18 protein-coding genes are annotated in these 17,224 nt (G+C 64.2%); 11 read left to right on the top strand and 7 right to left on the bottom strand.

What is annotated here, in order from left to right; genetic code table 11:
* Positions 1-39: 39 nt before the first annotated feature.
* Positions 40-951 carry a LysR family transcriptional regulator gene (locus tag OPU71_RS20080; RefSeq protein ID WP_267729853.1) on the bottom strand — a complete coding sequence of 304 codons (912 nt, stop codon included), beginning with the start codon at positions 949-951 and terminating at the stop codon, positions 40-42.
* A 105-nt stretch (positions 952-1,056) separates the two neighbouring features.
* Between OPU71_RS20080 and lysA the strand changes: the two genes are divergently transcribed.
* The 3 genes from lysA to OPU71_RS20065 are packed head-to-tail and all read left to right on the top strand — an operon-like array spanning position 1,057 to position 4,883.
* Positions 1,057-2,310 (top strand): diaminopimelate decarboxylase, encoded by a 1,254-nt coding sequence (gene lysA / locus OPU71_RS20075; RefSeq protein ID WP_267729852.1) that lies wholly within the window; start codon positions 1,057-1,059, stop codon positions 2,308-2,310.
* Positions 2,311-2,358: 48 nt separating this feature from the next.
* Positions 2,359-3,156, top strand: coding sequence for a substrate-binding periplasmic protein (locus OPU71_RS20070; RefSeq protein ID WP_267729851.1), 798 nt, complete (start codon positions 2,359-2,361; stop codon positions 3,154-3,156).
* Between the two features lie 5 nt (positions 3,157-3,161).
* Complete coding sequence (locus tag OPU71_RS20065; protein ID WP_267729850.1) at positions 3,162-4,883, top strand: ABC transporter substrate-binding protein; 1,722 nt, start codon at positions 3,162-3,164, stop codon at positions 4,881-4,883.
* Between the two features lie 4 nt (positions 4,884-4,887).
* On the opposite strand, the gene gcvA is transcribed toward OPU71_RS20065, so the two are convergent.
* Entirely contained in the window at positions 4,888-5,778 is an 891-nt protein-coding gene (gcvA, locus tag OPU71_RS20060; protein WP_267729849.1) for a transcriptional regulator GcvA, read from the bottom strand.
* 99 nt (positions 5,779-5,877) lie between these two features.
* On the opposite strand from gcvA, the gene OPU71_RS20055 reads away from it, so the two are divergent.
* Positions 5,878-6,177, top strand: coding sequence for a DUF2917 domain-containing protein (locus OPU71_RS20055; protein WP_267729848.1), 300 nt, complete (start codon positions 5,878-5,880; stop codon positions 6,175-6,177).
* Here the strand turns inward: OPU71_RS20055 and murI are convergent.
* Complete coding sequence (murI, locus tag OPU71_RS20050; RefSeq protein WP_267729847.1) at positions 6,158-6,988, bottom strand: glutamate racemase; 831 nt, start codon at positions 6,986-6,988, stop codon at positions 6,158-6,160. The two genes, OPU71_RS20055 and murI, sit on opposite strands and share 20 nt — an antisense overlap.
* Before the next feature lie 50 nt (positions 6,989-7,038).
* Positions 7,039-7,446, bottom strand: coding sequence for a helix-turn-helix domain-containing protein (locus OPU71_RS20045; RefSeq protein ID WP_267729846.1), 408 nt, complete (start codon positions 7,444-7,446; stop codon positions 7,039-7,041).
* A gap of 79 nt (positions 7,447-7,525) precedes the next feature.
* Between OPU71_RS20045 and OPU71_RS20040 the strand changes: the two genes are divergently transcribed.
* From OPU71_RS20040 to OPU71_RS20030, 3 genes are all read left to right on the top strand, one after another.
* Positions 7,526-7,654, top strand: a complete 129-nt coding sequence (locus OPU71_RS20040) for a heme-binding protein (RefSeq protein WP_267729845.1) — start codon at positions 7,526-7,528, stop codon at positions 7,652-7,654.
* A complete protein-coding gene (locus OPU71_RS20035; RefSeq protein WP_267729844.1) occupies positions 7,651-8,550 on the top strand; it encodes an aldo/keto reductase in 900 nt (299 codons plus the stop codon). Before OPU71_RS20040 ends, OPU71_RS20035 begins: the two co-directional genes overlap by 4 nt.
* Positions 8,551-8,799: 249 nt before the next feature.
* The gene (locus tag OPU71_RS20030; protein ID WP_267729843.1) at positions 8,800-9,462 is read left to right on the top strand and encodes a hypothetical protein; all 663 of its coding nucleotides are present in this window, start codon (positions 8,800-8,802) and stop codon (positions 9,460-9,462) included.
* A 105-nt stretch (positions 9,463-9,567) separates the two neighbouring features.
* Here OPU71_RS20030 and queG read toward each other — a convergent pair whose 3' ends face one another.
* The gene (gene queG, locus OPU71_RS20025) at positions 9,568-10,656 is read right to left on the bottom strand and encodes a tRNA epoxyqueuosine(34) reductase QueG (RefSeq protein WP_267729842.1); all 1,089 of its coding nucleotides are present in this window, start codon (positions 10,654-10,656) and stop codon (positions 9,568-9,570) included.
* Here queG and tsaE point away from each other — a divergent pair.
* From tsaE to OPU71_RS20010, 3 genes are all read left to right on the top strand, one after another.
* A complete protein-coding gene (tsaE, locus tag OPU71_RS20020) occupies positions 10,639-11,142 on the top strand; it encodes a tRNA (adenosine(37)-N6)-threonylcarbamoyltransferase complex ATPase subunit type 1 TsaE (RefSeq protein ID WP_267729841.1) in 504 nt (167 codons plus the stop codon). The genes queG and tsaE overlap by 18 nt on opposite strands.
* Positions 11,112-12,524, top strand: coding sequence for an N-acetylmuramoyl-L-alanine amidase (locus tag OPU71_RS20015; protein WP_267729840.1), 1,413 nt, complete (start codon positions 11,112-11,114; stop codon positions 12,522-12,524). The genes tsaE and OPU71_RS20015 overlap by 31 nt, the downstream gene beginning before the upstream one ends.
* A gap of 129 nt (positions 12,525-12,653) precedes the next feature.
* Positions 12,654-13,493, top strand: coding sequence for a substrate-binding periplasmic protein (locus OPU71_RS20010; RefSeq protein ID WP_267729839.1), 840 nt, complete (start codon positions 12,654-12,656; stop codon positions 13,491-13,493).
* A gap of 173 nt (positions 13,494-13,666) precedes the next feature.
* Here the strand turns inward: OPU71_RS20010 and OPU71_RS20005 are convergent, their stop codons facing one another.
* Entirely contained in the window at positions 13,667-14,077 is a 411-nt protein-coding gene (locus OPU71_RS20005; RefSeq protein ID WP_267729838.1) for an acyl-CoA thioesterase, read from the bottom strand.
* 133 nt (positions 14,078-14,210) lie between these two features.
* Here OPU71_RS20005 and OPU71_RS20000 point away from each other — a divergent pair, with 133 nt between their 5' ends.
* Positions 14,211-15,848, top strand: coding sequence for an electron transfer flavoprotein-ubiquinone oxidoreductase (locus OPU71_RS20000; RefSeq protein WP_267729837.1), 1,638 nt, complete (start codon positions 14,211-14,213; stop codon positions 15,846-15,848).
* A 66-nt stretch (positions 15,849-15,914) separates the two neighbouring features.
* On the opposite strand, the gene OPU71_RS19995 is transcribed toward OPU71_RS20000, so the two are convergent.
* Complete coding sequence (locus tag OPU71_RS19995) at positions 15,915-16,694, bottom strand: hypothetical protein (protein ID WP_267729836.1); 780 nt, start codon at positions 16,692-16,694, stop codon at positions 15,915-15,917.
* Positions 16,695-17,224 lie beyond the last annotated feature (530 nt).

Raw genomic sequence — 17,224 nt, 5'->3', positions numbered from 1 at the left:
GCCGCTGCCACCAATTTCAAGAGCCTGGCCCTTGCCCGATCACGTGCGCCCGCTGCGATGACGCAGGCGCTCGGCCGCACGGCGCAGCGCCGCCGAGAAGGTATCGGCAAGCGGCGTGCTGGGCCGCTGCTGCGGGCGGATCAGCGTGACGCGGAACGGAATCGACACGCTGATCGGCCGCCAGTGCAGGCCCAGGCCTTCCAGTTCGATCGCGGTGAGCGGGTTGACGATCGACACGCCCAGCCCCTGCCGCACCAGCGCGCAGACCGATACCGCGCTGGTGGTTTCGATCACCAGCCGGCGCTGCACACCCTGCGCGGCGAACATCGCGTCGATCGCCTGGCGGTAGGCATCCTGCGGCGCGAGGCTGACGAAGGATTCGCCCACGAAGTCGGCCGGGCGCAGCACGTTCTGGCCCAGCAGCCTGTGCCCCTCCGGCAGCACCGCCACTTCATCGCCAACGAAGAGGTCTTCCGCCAGCGTGCCGGGCGGCGGCTCGGCGTGTTCGGTCAGGCCCAGGTCAAAGCGCTGTGCGCTGAGCCATTCTTCGAGCAGCGGGGACTCTTGTGGCGTGATCGACAGGCTGGCCTGCGGATGCGCCGCGACGAACTCGGCGCAGGCCGCCGGCAGCAAGCCGTGCGACAGCGCCGGCAGGCAAGCGACGCTCAAGCGCCCCTGCGCAAAGTGGCGCAGCGATTCGGCGGTGGCGGCGACGCGCTCCAGCCCGACGTAGCTGCGCTGCACTTCGTCGAACAACTGCACGGCGCGCGCGGTGGGCTGCAGGCGGCCGCGCACGCGGTCGAACAGCGTCATGCCAACCACCTGTTCGAGCCGCGCGAGTTCGCGGCTGACCGTGGGCTGCGAGGTGTGCAGCAGCTCGGCGGCACGGGTAACGTTGCCGGTGTTCATCACGGCGCGGAACACATCGATCAGACGGTGGGTCAGCAGCATGGCTTATCCATATCAGCGATGCATGATTGACGCACAAATCCGCATTTTTAGAAATACCGAACCCCAGGCAAACTCCCCCTTACTCCCTACTCCCTACTCCCGACCATGAAGCCCAGCCTGAACCCCGCCCAGCTCCTCGATCTGACCCGCCAGCACGGCACGCCGCTGTGGGTGTACGACGCCGCGGTGATCCGCGCGCATGTCGCCGCGCTGCGCGCCTTCGACACGATCCGCTTCGCGCAGAAGGCCAACTCCAACATCCACCTGCTGCGCCTGCTGCGCGAAGAAGGCGTGAAGGTGGATGCGGTGTCGCTGGGCGAGATCGAGCGTGCGCTGGCCGCCGGCTACAGCTCGCGTAACGGCGAATCGGGCATCGTGTTCACCGCCGACCTGATCGACCGCGCCACGCTGGCCCGCGTGGTGGAGGAAGAGATCCCGGTGAATGCCGGTTCGATCGACATGCTGCATCAGCTCGGCGCGGTCTCAGTTGGCAAACACGCGGGCCACCGCGTGTGGCTGCGCATCAACCCCGGCTTTGGCCACGGCCACAGCAACAAGACCAACACCGGCGGCGAACACAGCAAGCACGGCATCTGGCACACGGATCTGCCGGCCGCGCTGGCCGCGATCCGCCAGCACGGCCTGAAGCTGGTCGGCCTGCACATGCACATCGGCTCCGGCGTCGATTACAAGCATCTGGAGCAGGTGTGCGGCGCGATGGTCGAACTCACGCGCCAGCTCGACGCCCCGCTGGAGGCGATCTCGGCCGGCGGTGGCCTGTCGATTCCGTACCGCACGAACGATCCGCAGATCGACACCGAACACTACTTCGGCCTGTGGGATGCCGCGCGCCGCGAAGTCGGCCAGACCCTCGGCGTCACGCCGCATCTGGAAATCGAACCCGGCCGTTATCTGGTGGCCGAATCCGGCCTGCTGCTGACCGAAGTGCGTGCGGTGAAACAGGCGGGCAAGAACCGCTTCGTGCTGGTGGATGCCGGCTTCAACGACCTGATGCGGCCCTCGATGTACGGCAGCTTCCACCACATCAGCCTGCTGCCGCAGGACGACAGCCCGCGCGCCGAACACGCCACCGTGATCGCCGGCCCGCTGTGCGAATCGGGCGACGTATTCACGCAAGGCGAAGGCGGCGTGGTGCAGACCCGTCACCTGCCCGAAGCGCGCGTCGGCGACCTGCTGGTGATCCACGATGCCGGTGCCTACGGCGCCTCGATGTCGTCGAACTACAACTCGCGCCCGCTGATCCCGGAAGTGATGATCGACGGCGACACCGCGCGCCTGATACGCCGCCGCCAGACGGTACAGGAGCTGCTGGCGCTGGAGCTTGAAGCCGGCGGCTGATTCAGGCGGGCGGTCAAGTATTGCCCCGTCAAGCCGATAAGCTGCGTCATGACATGCGTAGGGGCTGCGTTGCAGAACCGCTGGCGGGCGGCACTCCTGATCCTTACGGCGGCTTTGCAGGGCGCCGGGGCCGCGCACGCGCGCGAGTTGGTGATCGTGAGTGAAACATTCGCGCCGTATGTCTTCGAACAACGGGGCGAGGCGCGCGGATTTGACTACGAAGTCAGCAAGGCGGTTCTGGCCAGGCTGGGCTACACGCTGAACCTGCAATTCGCGCCATGGCGCCGCGCGCTCGTCATGGCGGCAAGCAAGCAGGTGGACGGCGTGCTCGGCATCGGGCGCGGCAATCAGAACGAACGCGAGGCCTTCCTCGCCTTCCCTGACGAAGCCTTGTCTGGATCGCGCGTGGTGCTGTTCTACCTGAAGGGCAGGCCCTTTCACTACGAAGGGCTGTTCAGTCTTGCCGGCAAGACGGTAGGCACGCTTGCCGGCTATACCTATTCGCCGGACTTCGCGAGCGCGCCCTACTTCACCCGTGAGCCGGTCGACACGCACGAGCAGAACCTGCGCAAACTGCTGCGGGGCCATATCGATCTGGCGCTCATCGACACGGCCGTCGGCCTCTACGCCGCGCAGCAACTGGGGGTGGCCGGCGAGTTTTCCTACGAGCCGCACATGATTTCCGGTGGGCGCCAGTACATCGCATTCACCCGCGCGCGCGGCCACGACAAGCTTGCGCAAGATTTCAGCAAGGCCCTGGTCGCCTTCAAGAAGACTGACGATTACCGCGCGATCTTCAAGGCCTACGGGATCGACCCGGCCAGCGTCGCCCCGCCGGAATTCTGACCGCCATGCGCCCGCCACTGCGCCACGCTTGCCTTGCGCTGCTGCTGATGCTGAAGCTTGGCGTCGCGGCCGCCGACAAGGGCGCGCCGCTTGAGCGCTGGCTCAAGGCACTCCAGCCCAGCACCCTGAGCCGGGCCGAGCAGCGCGCCGAACTGGAATGGTTCATCAACGCCGCCAAACCCTTTCGCGGGCAAAGCATCCGCGTTGTCTCGGAAACCATCGACACGCACAAGTACGAAAGCGAAGTCCTGGCGCGCGCCTTCAGCGAACTGACCGGCATCCGTGTCGAGCATGTGCTGATGCCCGAAGGCGAGCTGGTGCGCAAGATCCAGCAGCAGATGAAAACCGGCGAGAACCTGTTCGACGCCTATGTCAATGACAGCGACCTCATCGGCACGCACTTCCGCCGTGGCAAGACGTTAGTCCTGAGCGAGTGGATGAGAGGCGAAGGCAAAGCCTTCACCTTGCCCAGCCTGAATCTGAAGGACTTCATTGGCCTGCCCTTCACCACCAGCCCGGACGGCAAGCTCTACCAGCTGCCGGATCAACAGTTTGCGAACCTCTACTGGTTCCGCTACGACTGGTTCAGCGACCCCAGACTCAAGGCGCGCTTCAAGGCGAAGTACGGCTACGAATTGGGCGTGCCCTTGAACTGGTCGGCCTACGAAGACATTGCCGCGTTCTTCACCCACGAGGTGCGGGAAATCGACGGCAAGCGGGTCTACGGCCACATGGACTACGGCAAGAAAGATCCGTCGCTCGGCTGGCGCTTCACCGATGCCTGGCTGTCCATGGCCGGCGCCGCCAGCAAGGGCTACCCAAACGGGCTGCCCATAGACGAGTGGGGCATCCGGGCCGAACACTGCCAGCCGGTCGGTGCGTCGGTCGCGCGCGGAGGCGCCACCAACAGCCCGGCCGCCGTCTACGCGCTCACCAAGTATCTGGACTGGCAGAAGCAGTACGCGCCACCGGGCACCCTGCAGCTGGACTTCACCGACGCCGGCCCGGTGCCGGGCCAGGGGCAGATTGCCCAGCAGATCTTCTGGTACACCAGCTTTACCGCCGCGCTCGGCAAACGCGGCCTGCCGATCAACCATGCCGACGGCACGCCGAAATGGCGCGTCGCCCCCTCGCCCCACGGCGCGTACTGGCAAGCGGGCATGCAGCGCGGCTATCAGGACGTGGGCGCATGGACGCTACTCACCAGCACACCGGTGCAACGCCGCAAGATGGCCTGGCTTTACGCACAGTTCACCGTGTCGCGCACCGTGTCGCTGAAGAAATCGATGGTCGGCCTGACCTTCATTCGGGACTCGGATATCCGTTCGGCGGCCATGGCCAAAATGGCGCCCAGGCTTGGCGGCCTGATCGAGTTCTACCGCAGCCCGGCCCGCGTATCCTGGACACCCACCGGCCCCAACGTGCCCGACTATCCGGCACTGGCCGAGTTGTGGTGGAAGCAGATCGGCGCCGCCACGGCCGGCGAAAAGTCACCCCAGCGCGCGATGGATGATCTGGCCGAAGGCATGGATACCGAACTGGGCAAGCTGGAAAACGCCGGCCTGACGGCTTGCCCGCCAAAGCTGAGCCCAAAGCGCGACGCCGAGTTCTGGTTCAAGGCCGCCGATGGCCCACGCCGCAAGCTCGCCAACGAAAAGCCACCCGGCCAGACGATCGACTACGACCGATTGCTGCGGATCTGGCGCGAAGGCGGCGACAGCAAGTAGTCGCTTACTGCGCCGCTGCCACTTCGGCAAATATCCAGGCGCGAAAGCGCTGCGCCAGCGGGGTTTCGCGGCTTCGATCCGGCGTCACGTACCAGTAACCCAGGTCGGTTGGCACCTCCTGCGGAAACACCTTGACCAGGCGCCCGGCAGCAAGTTCGCCCGAGGCAATGCTGCGCCGCGTGACCGCGATGCCCCGTCCGTCAATCGCCGCCTGCAAGGCCAGCGATGAATCGTTGAACACCAGGCCGTTGTGCGGCACCTCCAGGCTCATGCCGGTGCCAGCAAGCCAGTCTTCCCAGAACGGGTAGTCCTCGCGGATCAGCGGGTGCTGCGAGAGCGCGGCAAGCGTCGTCGGCAGGCGCCCGCCGGCATAGCCAGGGCTGGCGACAACCAGCAAGGCTTCAGGCATCAGGCGTTCAGCGCACTCACCGGGGTAGGGGCCAAATCCGCAGCGGATTGCCACGTCAACGCCATCGTGCGCAAAGTCGAGCATGGATGCGGTCGTCACGATGCTGAACTCCACCCCCGGCTCGCCGTCTAGAAAGCGCGAGATGCGCGGCGCCAGCCAGCGCGCCGCGAATGAAGGCAGCGTCGTGATGGTCAGCCGCTTCGGGTTGGTTCGCCGCCGCAAGCTGGCCGCGGCATCGCCGATGCGGCACAGCGCCTCGTTCGCGCTTGCCGCAAACGCCGCCCCCTCCGCGGTGAGCGTCACACGGCGGCCGTTGCGCTCGAACAGACTCAGGCCGAGCCACGCTTCAAGCGCACGCACCTGCTGGCTGACGGCGCCATGCGTCACCGCCAGTTCATCAGCCGCGGCGCTGAAGCTCGGGTGGCGCGCGGCGGCCTCGAAGACCCGCAGGGCACTGAGCGGCGGCAGCTTAGGGGGCTTTCGCATGTTAGGAAAACTCACATACAAGTCAGAAATGATCGACGCAAGTCGGCGGACAGAGGCGAATAATCCGCTCGAAACTGATAGCAATGAGCGGAGGCCAAAATGAGAGTAAACCTAACACACGGGGCGATTGATCTGGCGCAAGGGAAGCTGGTATCGCTTGACGGTGCAGGCGGCTGGACGCTGGTGGTGAGCCGCGGCAGCGTCTGGGTCACCAGCCCCGCGCTGCCCGGCGACCACTTCCTCAAGCGTGGCGATTCACTGCACCTGCGCGGCAACGCGCGGGTGGTGGTTGAAGCACTGAGCACCAGCGCCATCAGCCTCGAGCACGCGCGTCAGGCGCGCCCGGCCGCGGCCGCACAGCCGAGCGGCCGCACCGGTTTCAGTGCTGTCCCGGCCTGAAGACTTGCGAGCGGGCCAGCGGATCGGGCCAGATCCGCTCGCCCCACAGCACTTCGATGGCGTGAGCAACGCTGGCAGGGTTGCCGCTGCACCAGAAGCGCACGGCGCGCGGGGCCTGCTCCGGCGCATGATGCCCCGCTTCGGCCAGCCGACGATCAAGCTGGCGCGCGACCGCCGCGCCCGTATCGATCACCTTCACCGCCGGCCCGACAATCGTTTCCACCAGTTCGCGCAAGAACACGTAGTGGGTGCAGCCGAGCACGATGACGTCGGCCCCTGCCGCAAGCAAGGGCTTAAGGTGTGCCGTCAGCAGGTGCCGCGTGCTTTCGGCCTTCAATTCCCCGCGCTCAACCGCCTCGACCAGGCCCACGCCCGGCTGGGTCACAACGTGCACGTCCTGCCCGAAGGTGTCGAGTAGCGCGGCGAACTGCGCACTGGCCAGCGTGCCCACCGTGGCGAGCACGCCAACCGTGCCCCCCCGGGTTGCCGCTGCCGCCGGTTTGACCGCCGGCTCCATGCCGATCACTGGCAGGTTCGGCCAGCGTTCGCGCAAGGCGCGGGCTGCCGCCGCGGTGGCGGTGTTGCAGGCAATCACGATGGCCTTTGCCTCATGACGCACGAGAAACTCCGCCAGCTCAAGCGAGCGCTCGCGAATCAGTTGCTGCGACTTGTCGCCGTAGGGCGCATGGCCTGAATCGGCGCAGTAAAGCAGGGATTCGTGAGGCAGCAAGGCACGGATCTCGCGCAGCACGGAAAGCCCGCCCACGCCAGAATCAAATACCCCGATTGGCCGTGTGTCCTGGTTCGCCACGATTGCTCACCTGATCGCTTGAGAAGCGTGAATGATAGCTTTTGCGGCCCTCAGCGCGACACGCCGCACACACCGCCCAGGTAGGCGGCAAAGCTCTCGGCGGCGGCGAGGTCGAAACTCCCATCGGCCGCCTTGGTGGTGCGAAGGTACTGGTAGAGCGCCACGATCAGCTTCATCGCCGCCTCATCCGTCACCTTGATCTCGCGCGCTCCGAGTTGCGTCACCGTCAGCCGGATCGCCGCTTCGAGCGCCGCCATGTCCACCACCTCGGCCTGACGGTAGCGATAGCCCGCGCCGGTGGCGAGCCATTCAAGCGAGCAGTTGGCCGCGCGCGCAATCTGGTTGGCCTTGCTCAAGCCCGGCTCTGAACCGCCCAGGTACTTGCGGATCAGCGCTTCAGACACCCCGACACGGCGCGCGAAGCTCGCTACCGGCGTATCGCCGATCAATTCACGCAAGCGGCTGGCGAAATCGCTCTCGCCAGCAGAAATCGTACGTTTCTAAGTCGATACTCGCTACATTGGCTGGGGCGACGGCTTGCCGGTGCGAATCGACGGCCATGTGGTCGGCGGCATTGGCCCCAGCGGGCTGTCACAGAAAGAAGACATCGCGATTGCCGAGACCGGCGTCTCGGCCATCATCCATTTCATCGGAGGCCAATCATGACTTGCCCACGCATTCAACTCACCGACTGCGGCCCGCAGCTCTCGCGCGTTGTCGCCGGCGCCTGGCGCATGGATAGCTGGAACTGGTCGCCGCAACAACGCCTGGACTGGATTCGCGGCTGCATCGAGCTGGGTGTCACCAGCTTCGACCATGCCGACATCTACGGCGGCTACACGGTTGAAGGCCTGTTCGGCGAAGCACTGGCGCTGGAGCCCGCACTGCGCCAGCGCATCGAACTGGTCACCAAGACCGGGATCGCGCTCACCACGCCTGCGCGCCCCGCGCACTGGATCAAGCACTACAACACCCGCGCCGCGCATATCGAAGCATCGGTCGAGAACTCGCTGCGCGCGCTGCGCACCGACTGGATCGATCTCTTGCTGATCCACCGCCCGAGCCCCCTGATGGACCCGGACGAGATCGCTGGCGCCTTTGAACGCCTGCGCAGCGCGGGCAAGGTGCGGCACTTCGGGGTATCGAACTTCACGCCCTCGCAATTCGCCATGCTCAACGCACGCACGCCGCTGGTCACCAACCAGATCGAACTCTCGCCGCTGCATCGCGAGCCGCTGCACGATGGCAGGCTCGACCAGGCAACAACGCTGCGCACCCCGCCGATGATCTGGTCCGCACTGGGCGGCGGCCGCTTGTTCGGCGATGCACCGGAGGCGCAACGCACCCGCGCCGCGCTTGAGGCAGTTGCCAACACGCGCGGCGTCTCGCTCGAAACCGTGGTCTACGCCTGGATCATGCGTCACCCGTCGGGGCCGCTGCCACTGACCGGCAGCCAGCGCCTGCCGGCGATCGCCGCAGCGGTGGCGGCAACGCGCCTGGAACTGGATGAACAGGAATGGTTTTCGATCTGGCAGGCCGCCGCAGGTCACGAAGCGCCATAAACCCGCATGGCAGCGCCGAGCCGCAACGAATATGGCGTTTGGGTTTCGAATTTTTGAATCGTAATAATTCGATCACTTTGCGCAGCGATACTGACGCACCAGTTTTGATCGTCTCATGCCATGCAACACATCGCAGCCCTGTTACTTCTTAGCCTCGCCCCTTTTTCAGCGCAAGCCTTCGCCCAATCAAAGCCTGAAGCCCCCGCACCACTTGCGCAAGCGGCCGAAATCCGGTCGCTCGCCCAACGCTTGGCCAAGCTTCACCTGCAGTTACGCCTGAATATCAACAGTGAGCCGACCCAGAAACAGATCGCCCAGGGCATCGAACGCTTCGACGCCGCCTTGGCGGGTCTGCAGAAGGTGCAGGCTTCGGGCCCTGCCGCCAAGACGCTCAAGCGCGTCGAAACCGTCTGGGCCGAGCAGAAGCTGGCGATCCAGGCGCCCGCCGGCAGCACCAGCCCCGACCGCGTTGTGCTGGGTGCAGAGGAGCTGAGCATCGCCTCAGGCAAACTCGCGATGCAACTGGAAGGTTCTGAAGACAGCCCGGTGTGGCGCCTTTCCGACCTTGCCGGCCGCAACAACATGCTCGCCCAGCGGCTTGCCCGCCTTTACATGCAGACGCGGCTTGGCGACAAATCGCAAGGCCGCCGGGTCGACATCGAAACCACTCGCAAGGAATTCGTCACCAGCCTGGACGAACTGGCGCGCGCGCCGCAGACCTCGCCGGCCGTGTCCGACAGTCTGAAACTTGCGCGTCAGCAGTGGGTGTTCTTCGATGCCGCGATCGGCCCCGACGGCGGTGACGCAAACGCCGCCCGCAACGTTGCCACGACCAGCGAACGGATCGGCGAGATGATGGACGCGATCAGCGGCTCCTACGCACGCCTCGCCAGCGACAAACCCGCGCGCTAAGGCTGGTCAAGCGCCAGGCTCAACTGGCGCCAGATTCAGCCACATGCCTGCCAGCGCGGCCGGCGCACCGCCCGGCCCCGCATCGATAGCGCGAGCCGCCTTCAATCAGCCGCCGGCAGCCTCGGTCTTCGCATGGCGAGCAAGCGCCCAGGCCACATGCTCGCGCACCAGGGGCGAGGCGTCGTCGGCCCGCGCGCGCAAGGCGGCGAGCACTGCCGCCGAAGTCGGCGCATTGCCCAGGGCCACAGCGATGTTGCGCAGCCAGCGTTCATGGCCGATCCGGTTGATCGCACTGCCCGCCATACGCGTGGCGAAGTCCGCTTCGGTCCATGCGAACAGTGCCACCAGGCTCGCCGAATCCAGCCCGTGCCGCGGCGAGAAGTCGGGCTCCGCGGTGGTCTGCGCGAAGCGATTCCAGGGGCACACCAGCTGACAGTCGTCGCAACCGTAGATGCGGTTGCCCAGCAGCGGCCGCAGATCCTCCGGGATCGCGCCCTTGAGTTCGATCGTCAGGTAGGAAATGCAACGCCGGGCATCGACTTTGTAGGGCGCGACGATCGCGCCTGTGGGGCAGGCATCGATACAGGCCGTGCAACGGCCGCAGTGCGCGGCCTGCGGATCATCAGCCGGCAAGGCCAGATCGACGAACAGCTCACCAAGAAAGAAAGTCGAACCTGCGCTGCGGTCGAGCAACAAGGTGTGCTTGCCGCGCCAGCCATTGCCCGCGCGGCTGGCGATTTCCACTTCAAGCACCGGCGCAGAATCGACAAATACGCGGTGCCCGAACGGCCCGATTTCAGCGTCGATCCGCTCTGCCAGCTTCTGCAGCCGCGCTCGCAACACCTTGTGGTAGTCACGCCCGAGGGCGTAGCGCGAGATGTAGGCGCGCTCCGGGTCGGCAAGTTGCGTTTTTGCGTCCGCCGCCGGCGGCCAGTAATCAAGCCGCACGCTGACCACCGAGAGCGTGCCGGGCACCAGTTCAGCGGGCCGCGCACGTCTGACGCCGTGGCGGGCCATATAATCCATCTCGCCGTGGTAGCCGGCCGCCAGCCAGGCTGCCAGCGCGCCCTCTGCGTCGCCCAGGTCAATGCCTGAAATGCCGACCGCCGAGAAGCCAAGCGCGAGCCCCCATTCCTTGATCTGCGCCGCCAGCTGCGTCGCGTCCGGAGAAGAATTGTGTCTGAACTCCTGCATGGCCCCGATGATAGCCGCTCCAAAGCCCCCGTCTGCCTGCTCGCCGACGAGGCGGCAACCCGCGCGCTGGGCGCCGCCATGGCGCCGGCGCTGATGCCGGGCCTGGTGATCTACCTGCTCGGCGACCTGGGTGCCGGCAAGACAACGCTGGTGCGCGGGCTGCTTGAGGCACTGGGGCACTGTGGCGCGGTTCGCAGTCCGACCTACACCTTGATTGAACCTTATGCAGTTTCTAAATTAAACTTGTATCACTTTGATTTCTATCGGTTCTCCGACCCGGAAGAGTTTGTCGATGCAGGTCTTGAAGAGTACTTTGGCGGAAACGGCGTTTGCCTGGTCGAATGGCCCGACAAAGGCGCCCCATTCGTGCCGCCAGCCGACCTGGAAGTCCAGCTCGATCCCGAAGGCGATGGCCGCCGCGCCGCGTTGCGCGCAGGTAGCGAGCGGGGGCTGGCATGTCTGAAGCAAATGAAGCTGCCCGGCTGATGAGGGATCGCCGCCGCCTGCTCAAATTCGGCGGTGCGGCAATGACCTTGCTTGTCTCGCGCGCGGGCTTCGCCGCCGAGACCAGCATCCTCGCCGTGCGCGTCTGGCCGTCGCAGGACTACACGCGCGTGACGCTGGAAGGGCGCAACGCGCTCAAGTACTCGCACCAGATCGTCAAGAGCCCGGAGCGCCTGGTGATTGACCTCGAAGGCGCGGAATTCAACAGCGTGATCCAGAGCCTGCCCGGCAAGATCACCGAGAACGACCCCTACATCAAACTGATCCGTGCCGGCCGCAACCGCCCAGGCCTGGTCAGGCTGGTCATCGAACTCAAGAGCGAGGTCAAACCGCAGGTCTTCACGCTCGACCCGGTCGGCCAGTACGGCCACCGCCTGGTACTCGACCTCTACCCCGCCGAGCCGGTCGACCCGCTGCTTGCCCTGATCGAAAAGCCTGATCCGATCATGGCGGCCAGCGGCGAAGCGGCCACGCCCACGCGCCCGGCCAACGATACGCAAGGCAGCAAGCAAGCCAGCAACACCCCTGAAGCGGCGACCTCCGCGCCGGTTCAGAACACGGAGCCGGCCAAGCCGGCGCCGAACGACAACAAGGAGGAGGTCAGCCCGGCCGACCGCAAGCATCGCGGCGGCAAGGGGCAAGTCACCCGCCTGGCCACGATCGCCATCGATCCGGGCCATGGCGGCGAAGACCCGGGCGCCGTGGGCAGCCGCGGCACCTACGAAAAGAACGTCACGCTTGCGATTGCGCGGCGCCTCAAGGCCAAGATCGACGCCGATCCGCTGATGCGCGCCATGCTCACCCGCGACGGCGACTTCTTCGTGCCCCTCGGGCAACGCGTCGCGAAGGCGCGTGCAGTGCAGGCGGATCTGTTCGTATCAATCCACGCCGACGCCTTCATCAAGCCCGACGCCCGTGGCAGTTCGGTCTTCGTGCTGTCCGACAAGGGGGCATCGAGCACCGCCGCGCGGTGGCTCGCGCAGAAGGAAAACGCAGCCGATCTGGTGGGCGGCGTGAACATCGGCGTCAAGGACGCCCTGCTCGCCCGCACCCTGCTCGATCTGTCCCAGACGGCCACCATGCAGGACAGCGCCAAGCTGGGCCGCGCGGTGCTGGGCGAACTCGGCGGCATCAATCAGCTGCACAAGGCACAGGTTGAACAGGCCGGATTTGCCGTGCTCAAGGCCCCGGATATTCCCTCCATCCTGGTCGAAACCGCGTTCATCTCGAACCCGGAAGAAGAACTTCGCCTCAAGGACGAGGCTTACCAGGACAAGATGGCGGAAGCGATCATGCGCGGCATCAAGCGCTACTTCGCCAAGAACCCGCCAGTGCAGCGCAACACCGTCGCCTGGGCGAACTGATCCCGCGCAAGCGCGGTGCCGGCGTTGATTGCCTTACGTCAAGGCAAATCTCACGCTCGTCTGCTTGACTGAAACTGAGGCTGACCAGCGGGCTTACCATGGTTAGCGCGTTGTTTCAGTGAGGGTGTCGTGAACGCTCTGCAGACCTTCCCCCGGCGGTGCGCCAGCCAAATGCCTGAAACACGGCAAGGCGCGCCAGCGCAGTCACTTTGCTTTGCGAAGGGGATAGGGCGGACGGCGATCTCACGCGCACTGTGCGGCGCGGCTGCGGCTCTTTTTACCGCATACGCGCCCGCAGGCCAGCCATTCCACTACCTCGCGCACGAGTTACCCCCATTTGCGTTCCAGGATAACGGGCGGGTTGTCGGGTTTGCGGTTGATCTGCTCGCTGATTTCTGTTCGAACGAAGGCCTGTGCGCAGATACGGATCTCTTTCCATTCAAGCGCGCCTTTGTGCAGGTCGGCCAACAAGGACCGGCCAACAGTTTTCTGATGCTCGCGCGCTGCGCCGAACGAGAGCGTGATTTCAAATGGGTCGGCCCGATCTTCGAGAGCCAGGTCGTGTTCTTCACGCGGCGCGACAGCCCGGTATCCGCAAAGTCTCTTGAAGACCTGCGTACGGCGAGCATCGGCGTCCATCGTGGTAACCGCGATCACAGTTTTCTGCTCGCGCAAGGTTTCACACAACTCAATACCAGCGATACACAGGTTCAAACACTGAAGATGCTCGCCGCCGGGCGCATTGACGCCACACCAATGAGCGAAGCGGTATTTCCTTATGCCGCCCGCGAGGCAGGGCTGGATCCGGGCCTGTTCGTGGCCACATCGGTGCGGCTGTACAGTTCCGTCCTCTACTTCGGTTTTTCACTCAGCACCCCGAATTCAGAAATCGACCGCTGGGAACACGCCCTCCTCGTCGCAAAGACTACCGGCCGCTATCACACGCTCTACCGCCGATACTTCCCGTGAGCCGTGAACGCAACCGCCACGTCGGTAACGTCCCGTCCCCCATATCCTGATGCGCTCGAGGCCAATTTGAATCGCTGAAACACTCGTTTAACACCTCACGTCGTTGAGCTAGCACGCCATGCGTCTTGGTGCCCATGGGAAGCGCACCCGACGTGCCGTCAGGCGAGCGCACATCAGCCAATCAGTTCGAGCAGTTTCTGCGGCAGCGGTGCCGATTTGCCGGTGTTGAGGCTGATCCAGACCGCTTTGGCCTCGCCGGTGGCATACAAGCGGCCATCGAGCGAATCGGTCAATTCATAGCGCGTCTGGATGCTAGAGCGGCCGGGCTCACCGACGTAGAGCTTTACCCGCACGCTTGCGGGATAATTGATCGGTTGCAGGAAGGTGCAGGCGGCATGGACGATGACCGGGACTTGCGGATTGGCGGGGTCGCACGCGAAGCCCTGCTGATCCAGCCATTCAACCCGGGCTTGTTCCATGAAGCGGAAAAACACGGTGTTGTTGACATGGCCGAGAGCGTCCTGATCGCCCCAGCGAACCGGGATCAGGCATTCATGAAGTAGTGTGCCGAGCGTTTGCTGCATTGTGAGCCTCCGGGTTTTCGCGCCTTGATTCAAGGCGCCTGCACGGGTTAATCTACCATACTGTACCGTATGGCAAATGACGCCCCGCCGACAGGGGTCGAGCGGGTACGCTGAAATTTCCGGGAGTGAGTGAATGGAACGCGAGTCGATGGAATTCGACGTGCTGGTGGTGGGCGGCGGCCCTGCAGGCCTTTCCGCAGCGATCCGCATCAAGCAGCTGGCGCAGGAAAAAGGTGAGGACATCAGCGTCTGCCTGATCGAGAAAGGCGCCGAGATCGGCGCCCACATCCTTTCCGGCGCGGTGATGGATCCGCGCGCCCTGACCGAGCTCTTTCCCGACTGGCAAGCGATGGGTGCCCCCCTCAACACGGCGGTCAGCAAGGACAGGGTGTTGTTCCTCTCCGAAACCGGCGCCACCGAGGTGCCACACTGGGCGCTACCCGACACGCTCAAGAACGAAGGCAACTACATCGTCAGCCTTGGCATGGTTGCGCGTTGGCTGGGCGAGCAAGCCGAAGCGCTGGGTGTCGAGGTCTACCCAGGTTTTGCCGGTGCGCAACTGATTCATGACGCCGATGGCCGGGTCAAAGGGGTCATTACCGGCGACATGGGCCTCACCCGCAATGGCGAACCCGGGCCCAACTTTCAGCCTGGCATGGCCTTGCACGCGAAGTACACGCTGTTTGCGGAAGGCTGCCGTGGCCACCTCGGAAAGCAGCTTGAAGAAAAGTTCAATCTGCGCGACAGCGCAGACCCGCAAACCTACGCCATCGGCATCAAGGAACTGTGGGAGATCAAGCCCGAGCAATTCGAGCAAGGCCTGGTCCTGCACTCGGCGGGCTGGCCGATGAGCAGCGACACCTACGGCGGCGGCTTCATGTACCACTATGGTGAGAATCTGGTATCGATCGGCTTTGTGGTGGGCCTGGGCTACACCAATCCGCATTTGTCGCCGTTCGAAGAGTTTCAACGCTACAAGACCCACCCCGCGATCAAGCGTTTCTTCGAAGGCGGAAAACGCCTTGCGTACGGCGCGCGCGCAATTGCCGCGGGGGGCTATCAGAGCCTGCCCAAGCTCACCTTCCCTGGTGGCGCATTGATCGGCGATGACGCCGGCTTCCTGAACGCCGCGCGAATCAAGGGCTCACACGCTGCAATCAAGAGCGGCATGATGGCGGCGGAAGCCGCCTTCGAAGCCTTGCTTGCTGGCCGCGCGCAAGACGAACTGACGGCCTACCCCGCCGCCTATCGCCAATCGTGGTTGCACGACGAGCTTTATGTCGCACGCAACTTCAAGCCTTACATGAGCAAGGGCCTCTGGCTGGGAACCCTGCTCTACGGTATCGACCAGAAGCTCTTCGGCGGCAAGGCGCCTTGGACGCTGCCGAACACCGCCGATCACACCAAGCTGCGCAAGGCCGCAGAGTGCGCGCCGATCGCCTACCCCAAACCCGATGGCGTGCTGACCTTCGATCGGCTCTCATCAGTCTTCCTGTCAAACACCAATCACGAAGAAGACCAGCCCTGTCATCTCACGCTGAAAGACGCCACCGTGCCGGTCAAGGTCAACCTTGCCGAGTTTGATGCGCCGGAGCAGCGCTACTGCCCGGCAGGCGTGTATGAAATCGTCAGGGAAGAGGCCGGACCTCGCTTGCAGATCAACGCGCAGAACTGCGTGCACTGCAAGACCTGCGACATCAAGGACCCGACGCAGAACATCGTGTGGGTTGTGCCGCAAGGTGGCGAAGGCCCGATCTATCAGCAAATGTAGTGGCCAGCACACAATGAAAAACGCCCGCTTTGAAGCGGGCGTTTTCGTATCAGGCGGAAGCTTCGATCAGCGCACGATGCGGCTGAAGTAGTTGCGGCCGTTGTTGTTGTCCCAGTAGGTCACGCCATTAACCGTGTAGGAAATCGCGTATTCAACCTGGGATGCATTGCCGATGTTCAGCACGTAGCGCCATTCCTCGAAGCCCATCGCATTCGGGTTGCCGATGCTGTAGTAGCTCGACGACCAGAAGTCCTTGCTGAAGGTCGCCACCGCGGTACGCGAACTCGCCCAGTTGTCGGTCGAGTACACAACCTTCACGTCCTTCGCGTAGGCAAGGTTGCTGACCGTTGCGTAGCCGTACCATGCGGTCACGCCTGCGCCAGCGTAGATCTCTGCGTTGTAGTTTGCGCCATAGACGTTCACGCCCTTGCCAAGCAGGGCACCTGCCCCCTTGCCGAGTTTGTAGTTGGCACCGCCGTTGTTGTCCCAGTAGGTCGTTCCATTGACGGCATACTTCACCGCGAATTCAATCGTGTTACCCACGGCATCGGGCATTGAATACGTTGAAAAGTCGGCCGCCCAGATTTCCTTGTTGGCGCCGCTGCCGCGCACGTAGCTGAGCGGGAAATCCGCCCAGGTGCCATCCGCTTGTTTCATGTACGCAGCAACCTGCTTCTGGTAGCCAAGATTGGCAACCTCGACCTCAAAGCGGCCGGTATGCCAGTACCCGCGGTAGTACGAAACGTAGCTGTTCGCCTTCTTCAAAGCCACTTCGCCTGCCGCCGCGGCAAGCCCCGGCAGAACCAGCAAAAAGGCGAAGACCAAACTACCAATACGCTTGTGCATTTCATTTACTCCAGATCTTGCATGACATGGCCCCGAGCCCCCACCACACACGACATCGCTGCCGTGCCGCCGGCAATCTAGCAAAGGGTGCCGTTATGCCTCATAGCACTCACTTATGGATTCATCATTGATTCCGCAACGAATGCACACGTGCACAGGCAAGTCCTTGATCTGCCTGACAGCGCACGGAACGGTTACCACACCGTGACGCCACGCAGGCTGTTGTCATTTGCCAACAGAGGGCGCTTGTGCGGCCCTGTCAATGGCTTAGAAACGCTTGGCGCGCGCTGGCTCCCAAAGCCGAACCCGCTGAGGTATGGTTAGCAGGCCGATGCAAATCGCTGAGAAGCCGCGCCAGCCCTCGCCTCCCGGATTTGGTTTGCCATGACTTCAATCCCGGAATTGGATTCCCAATTCACTTTTGATGCCCATCCAATGGGTCGGAGAAAGGGCTCTGACCCGATTCCGGGTGCCGCGTCATGCCGCGCTCCCCGCCGTTTGCATTTTCGCGATGCGCAGCAAGTTGTACG

The sequence above is a fragment of the Niveibacterium sp. 24ML genome, from assembly GCF_026586805.1.
Classification (GTDB): Bacteria; Pseudomonadota; Gammaproteobacteria; order Burkholderiales; family Rhodocyclaceae; genus Niveibacterium.
The sequence above is the reverse complement of the archived record's forward strand: the minus strand, read 5'-3'. Positions and strand labels throughout refer to the sequence as shown.

Bases quoted from the DNA above. Each gene is read 5' to 3' on its own strand.
- OPU71_RS20080 (WP_267729853.1), bottom strand. From the start codon at position 951: ATGCTGCTGACCCACCGTCTGATCGATGTGTTCCGCGCCGTGATGAAC.
- lysA (WP_267729852.1), top strand. From the start codon at position 1,057: ATGAAGCCCAGCCTGAACCCCGCCCAGCTCCTCGATCTGACCCGCCAG.
- OPU71_RS20070 (WP_267729851.1), top strand. From the start codon at position 2,359: ATGACATGCGTAGGGGCTGCGTTGCAGAACCGCTGGCGGGCGGCACTC.
- OPU71_RS20065 (WP_267729850.1), top strand. From the start codon at position 3,162: ATGCGCCCGCCACTGCGCCACGCTTGCCTTGCGCTGCTGCTGATGCTG.
- gcvA (WP_267729849.1), bottom strand. From the start codon at position 5,778: ATGCGAAAGCCCCCTAAGCTGCCGCCGCTCAGTGCCCTGCGGGTCTTC.
- OPU71_RS20055 (WP_267729848.1), top strand. From the start codon at position 5,878: ATGAGAGTAAACCTAACACACGGGGCGATTGATCTGGCGCAAGGGAAG.
- OPU71_RS20035 (WP_267729844.1), top strand. From the start codon at position 7,651: ATGACTTGCCCACGCATTCAACTCACCGACTGCGGCCCGCAGCTCTCG.
- queG (WP_267729842.1), bottom strand. From the start codon at position 10,656: ATGCAGGAGTTCAGACACAATTCTTCTCCGGACGCGACGCAGCTGGCG.
- OPU71_RS20015 (WP_267729840.1), top strand. From the start codon at position 11,112: ATGTCTGAAGCAAATGAAGCTGCCCGGCTGATGAGGGATCGCCGCCGC.
- OPU71_RS20005 (WP_267729838.1), bottom strand. From the start codon at position 14,077: ATGCAGCAAACGCTCGGCACACTACTTCATGAATGCCTGATCCCGGTT.
- OPU71_RS20000 (WP_267729837.1), top strand. From the start codon at position 14,211: ATGGAACGCGAGTCGATGGAATTCGACGTGCTGGTGGTGGGCGGCGGC.
- OPU71_RS19995 (WP_267729836.1), bottom strand. From the start codon at position 16,694: ATGCACAAGCGTATTGGTAGTTTGGTCTTCGCCTTTTTGCTGGTTCTG.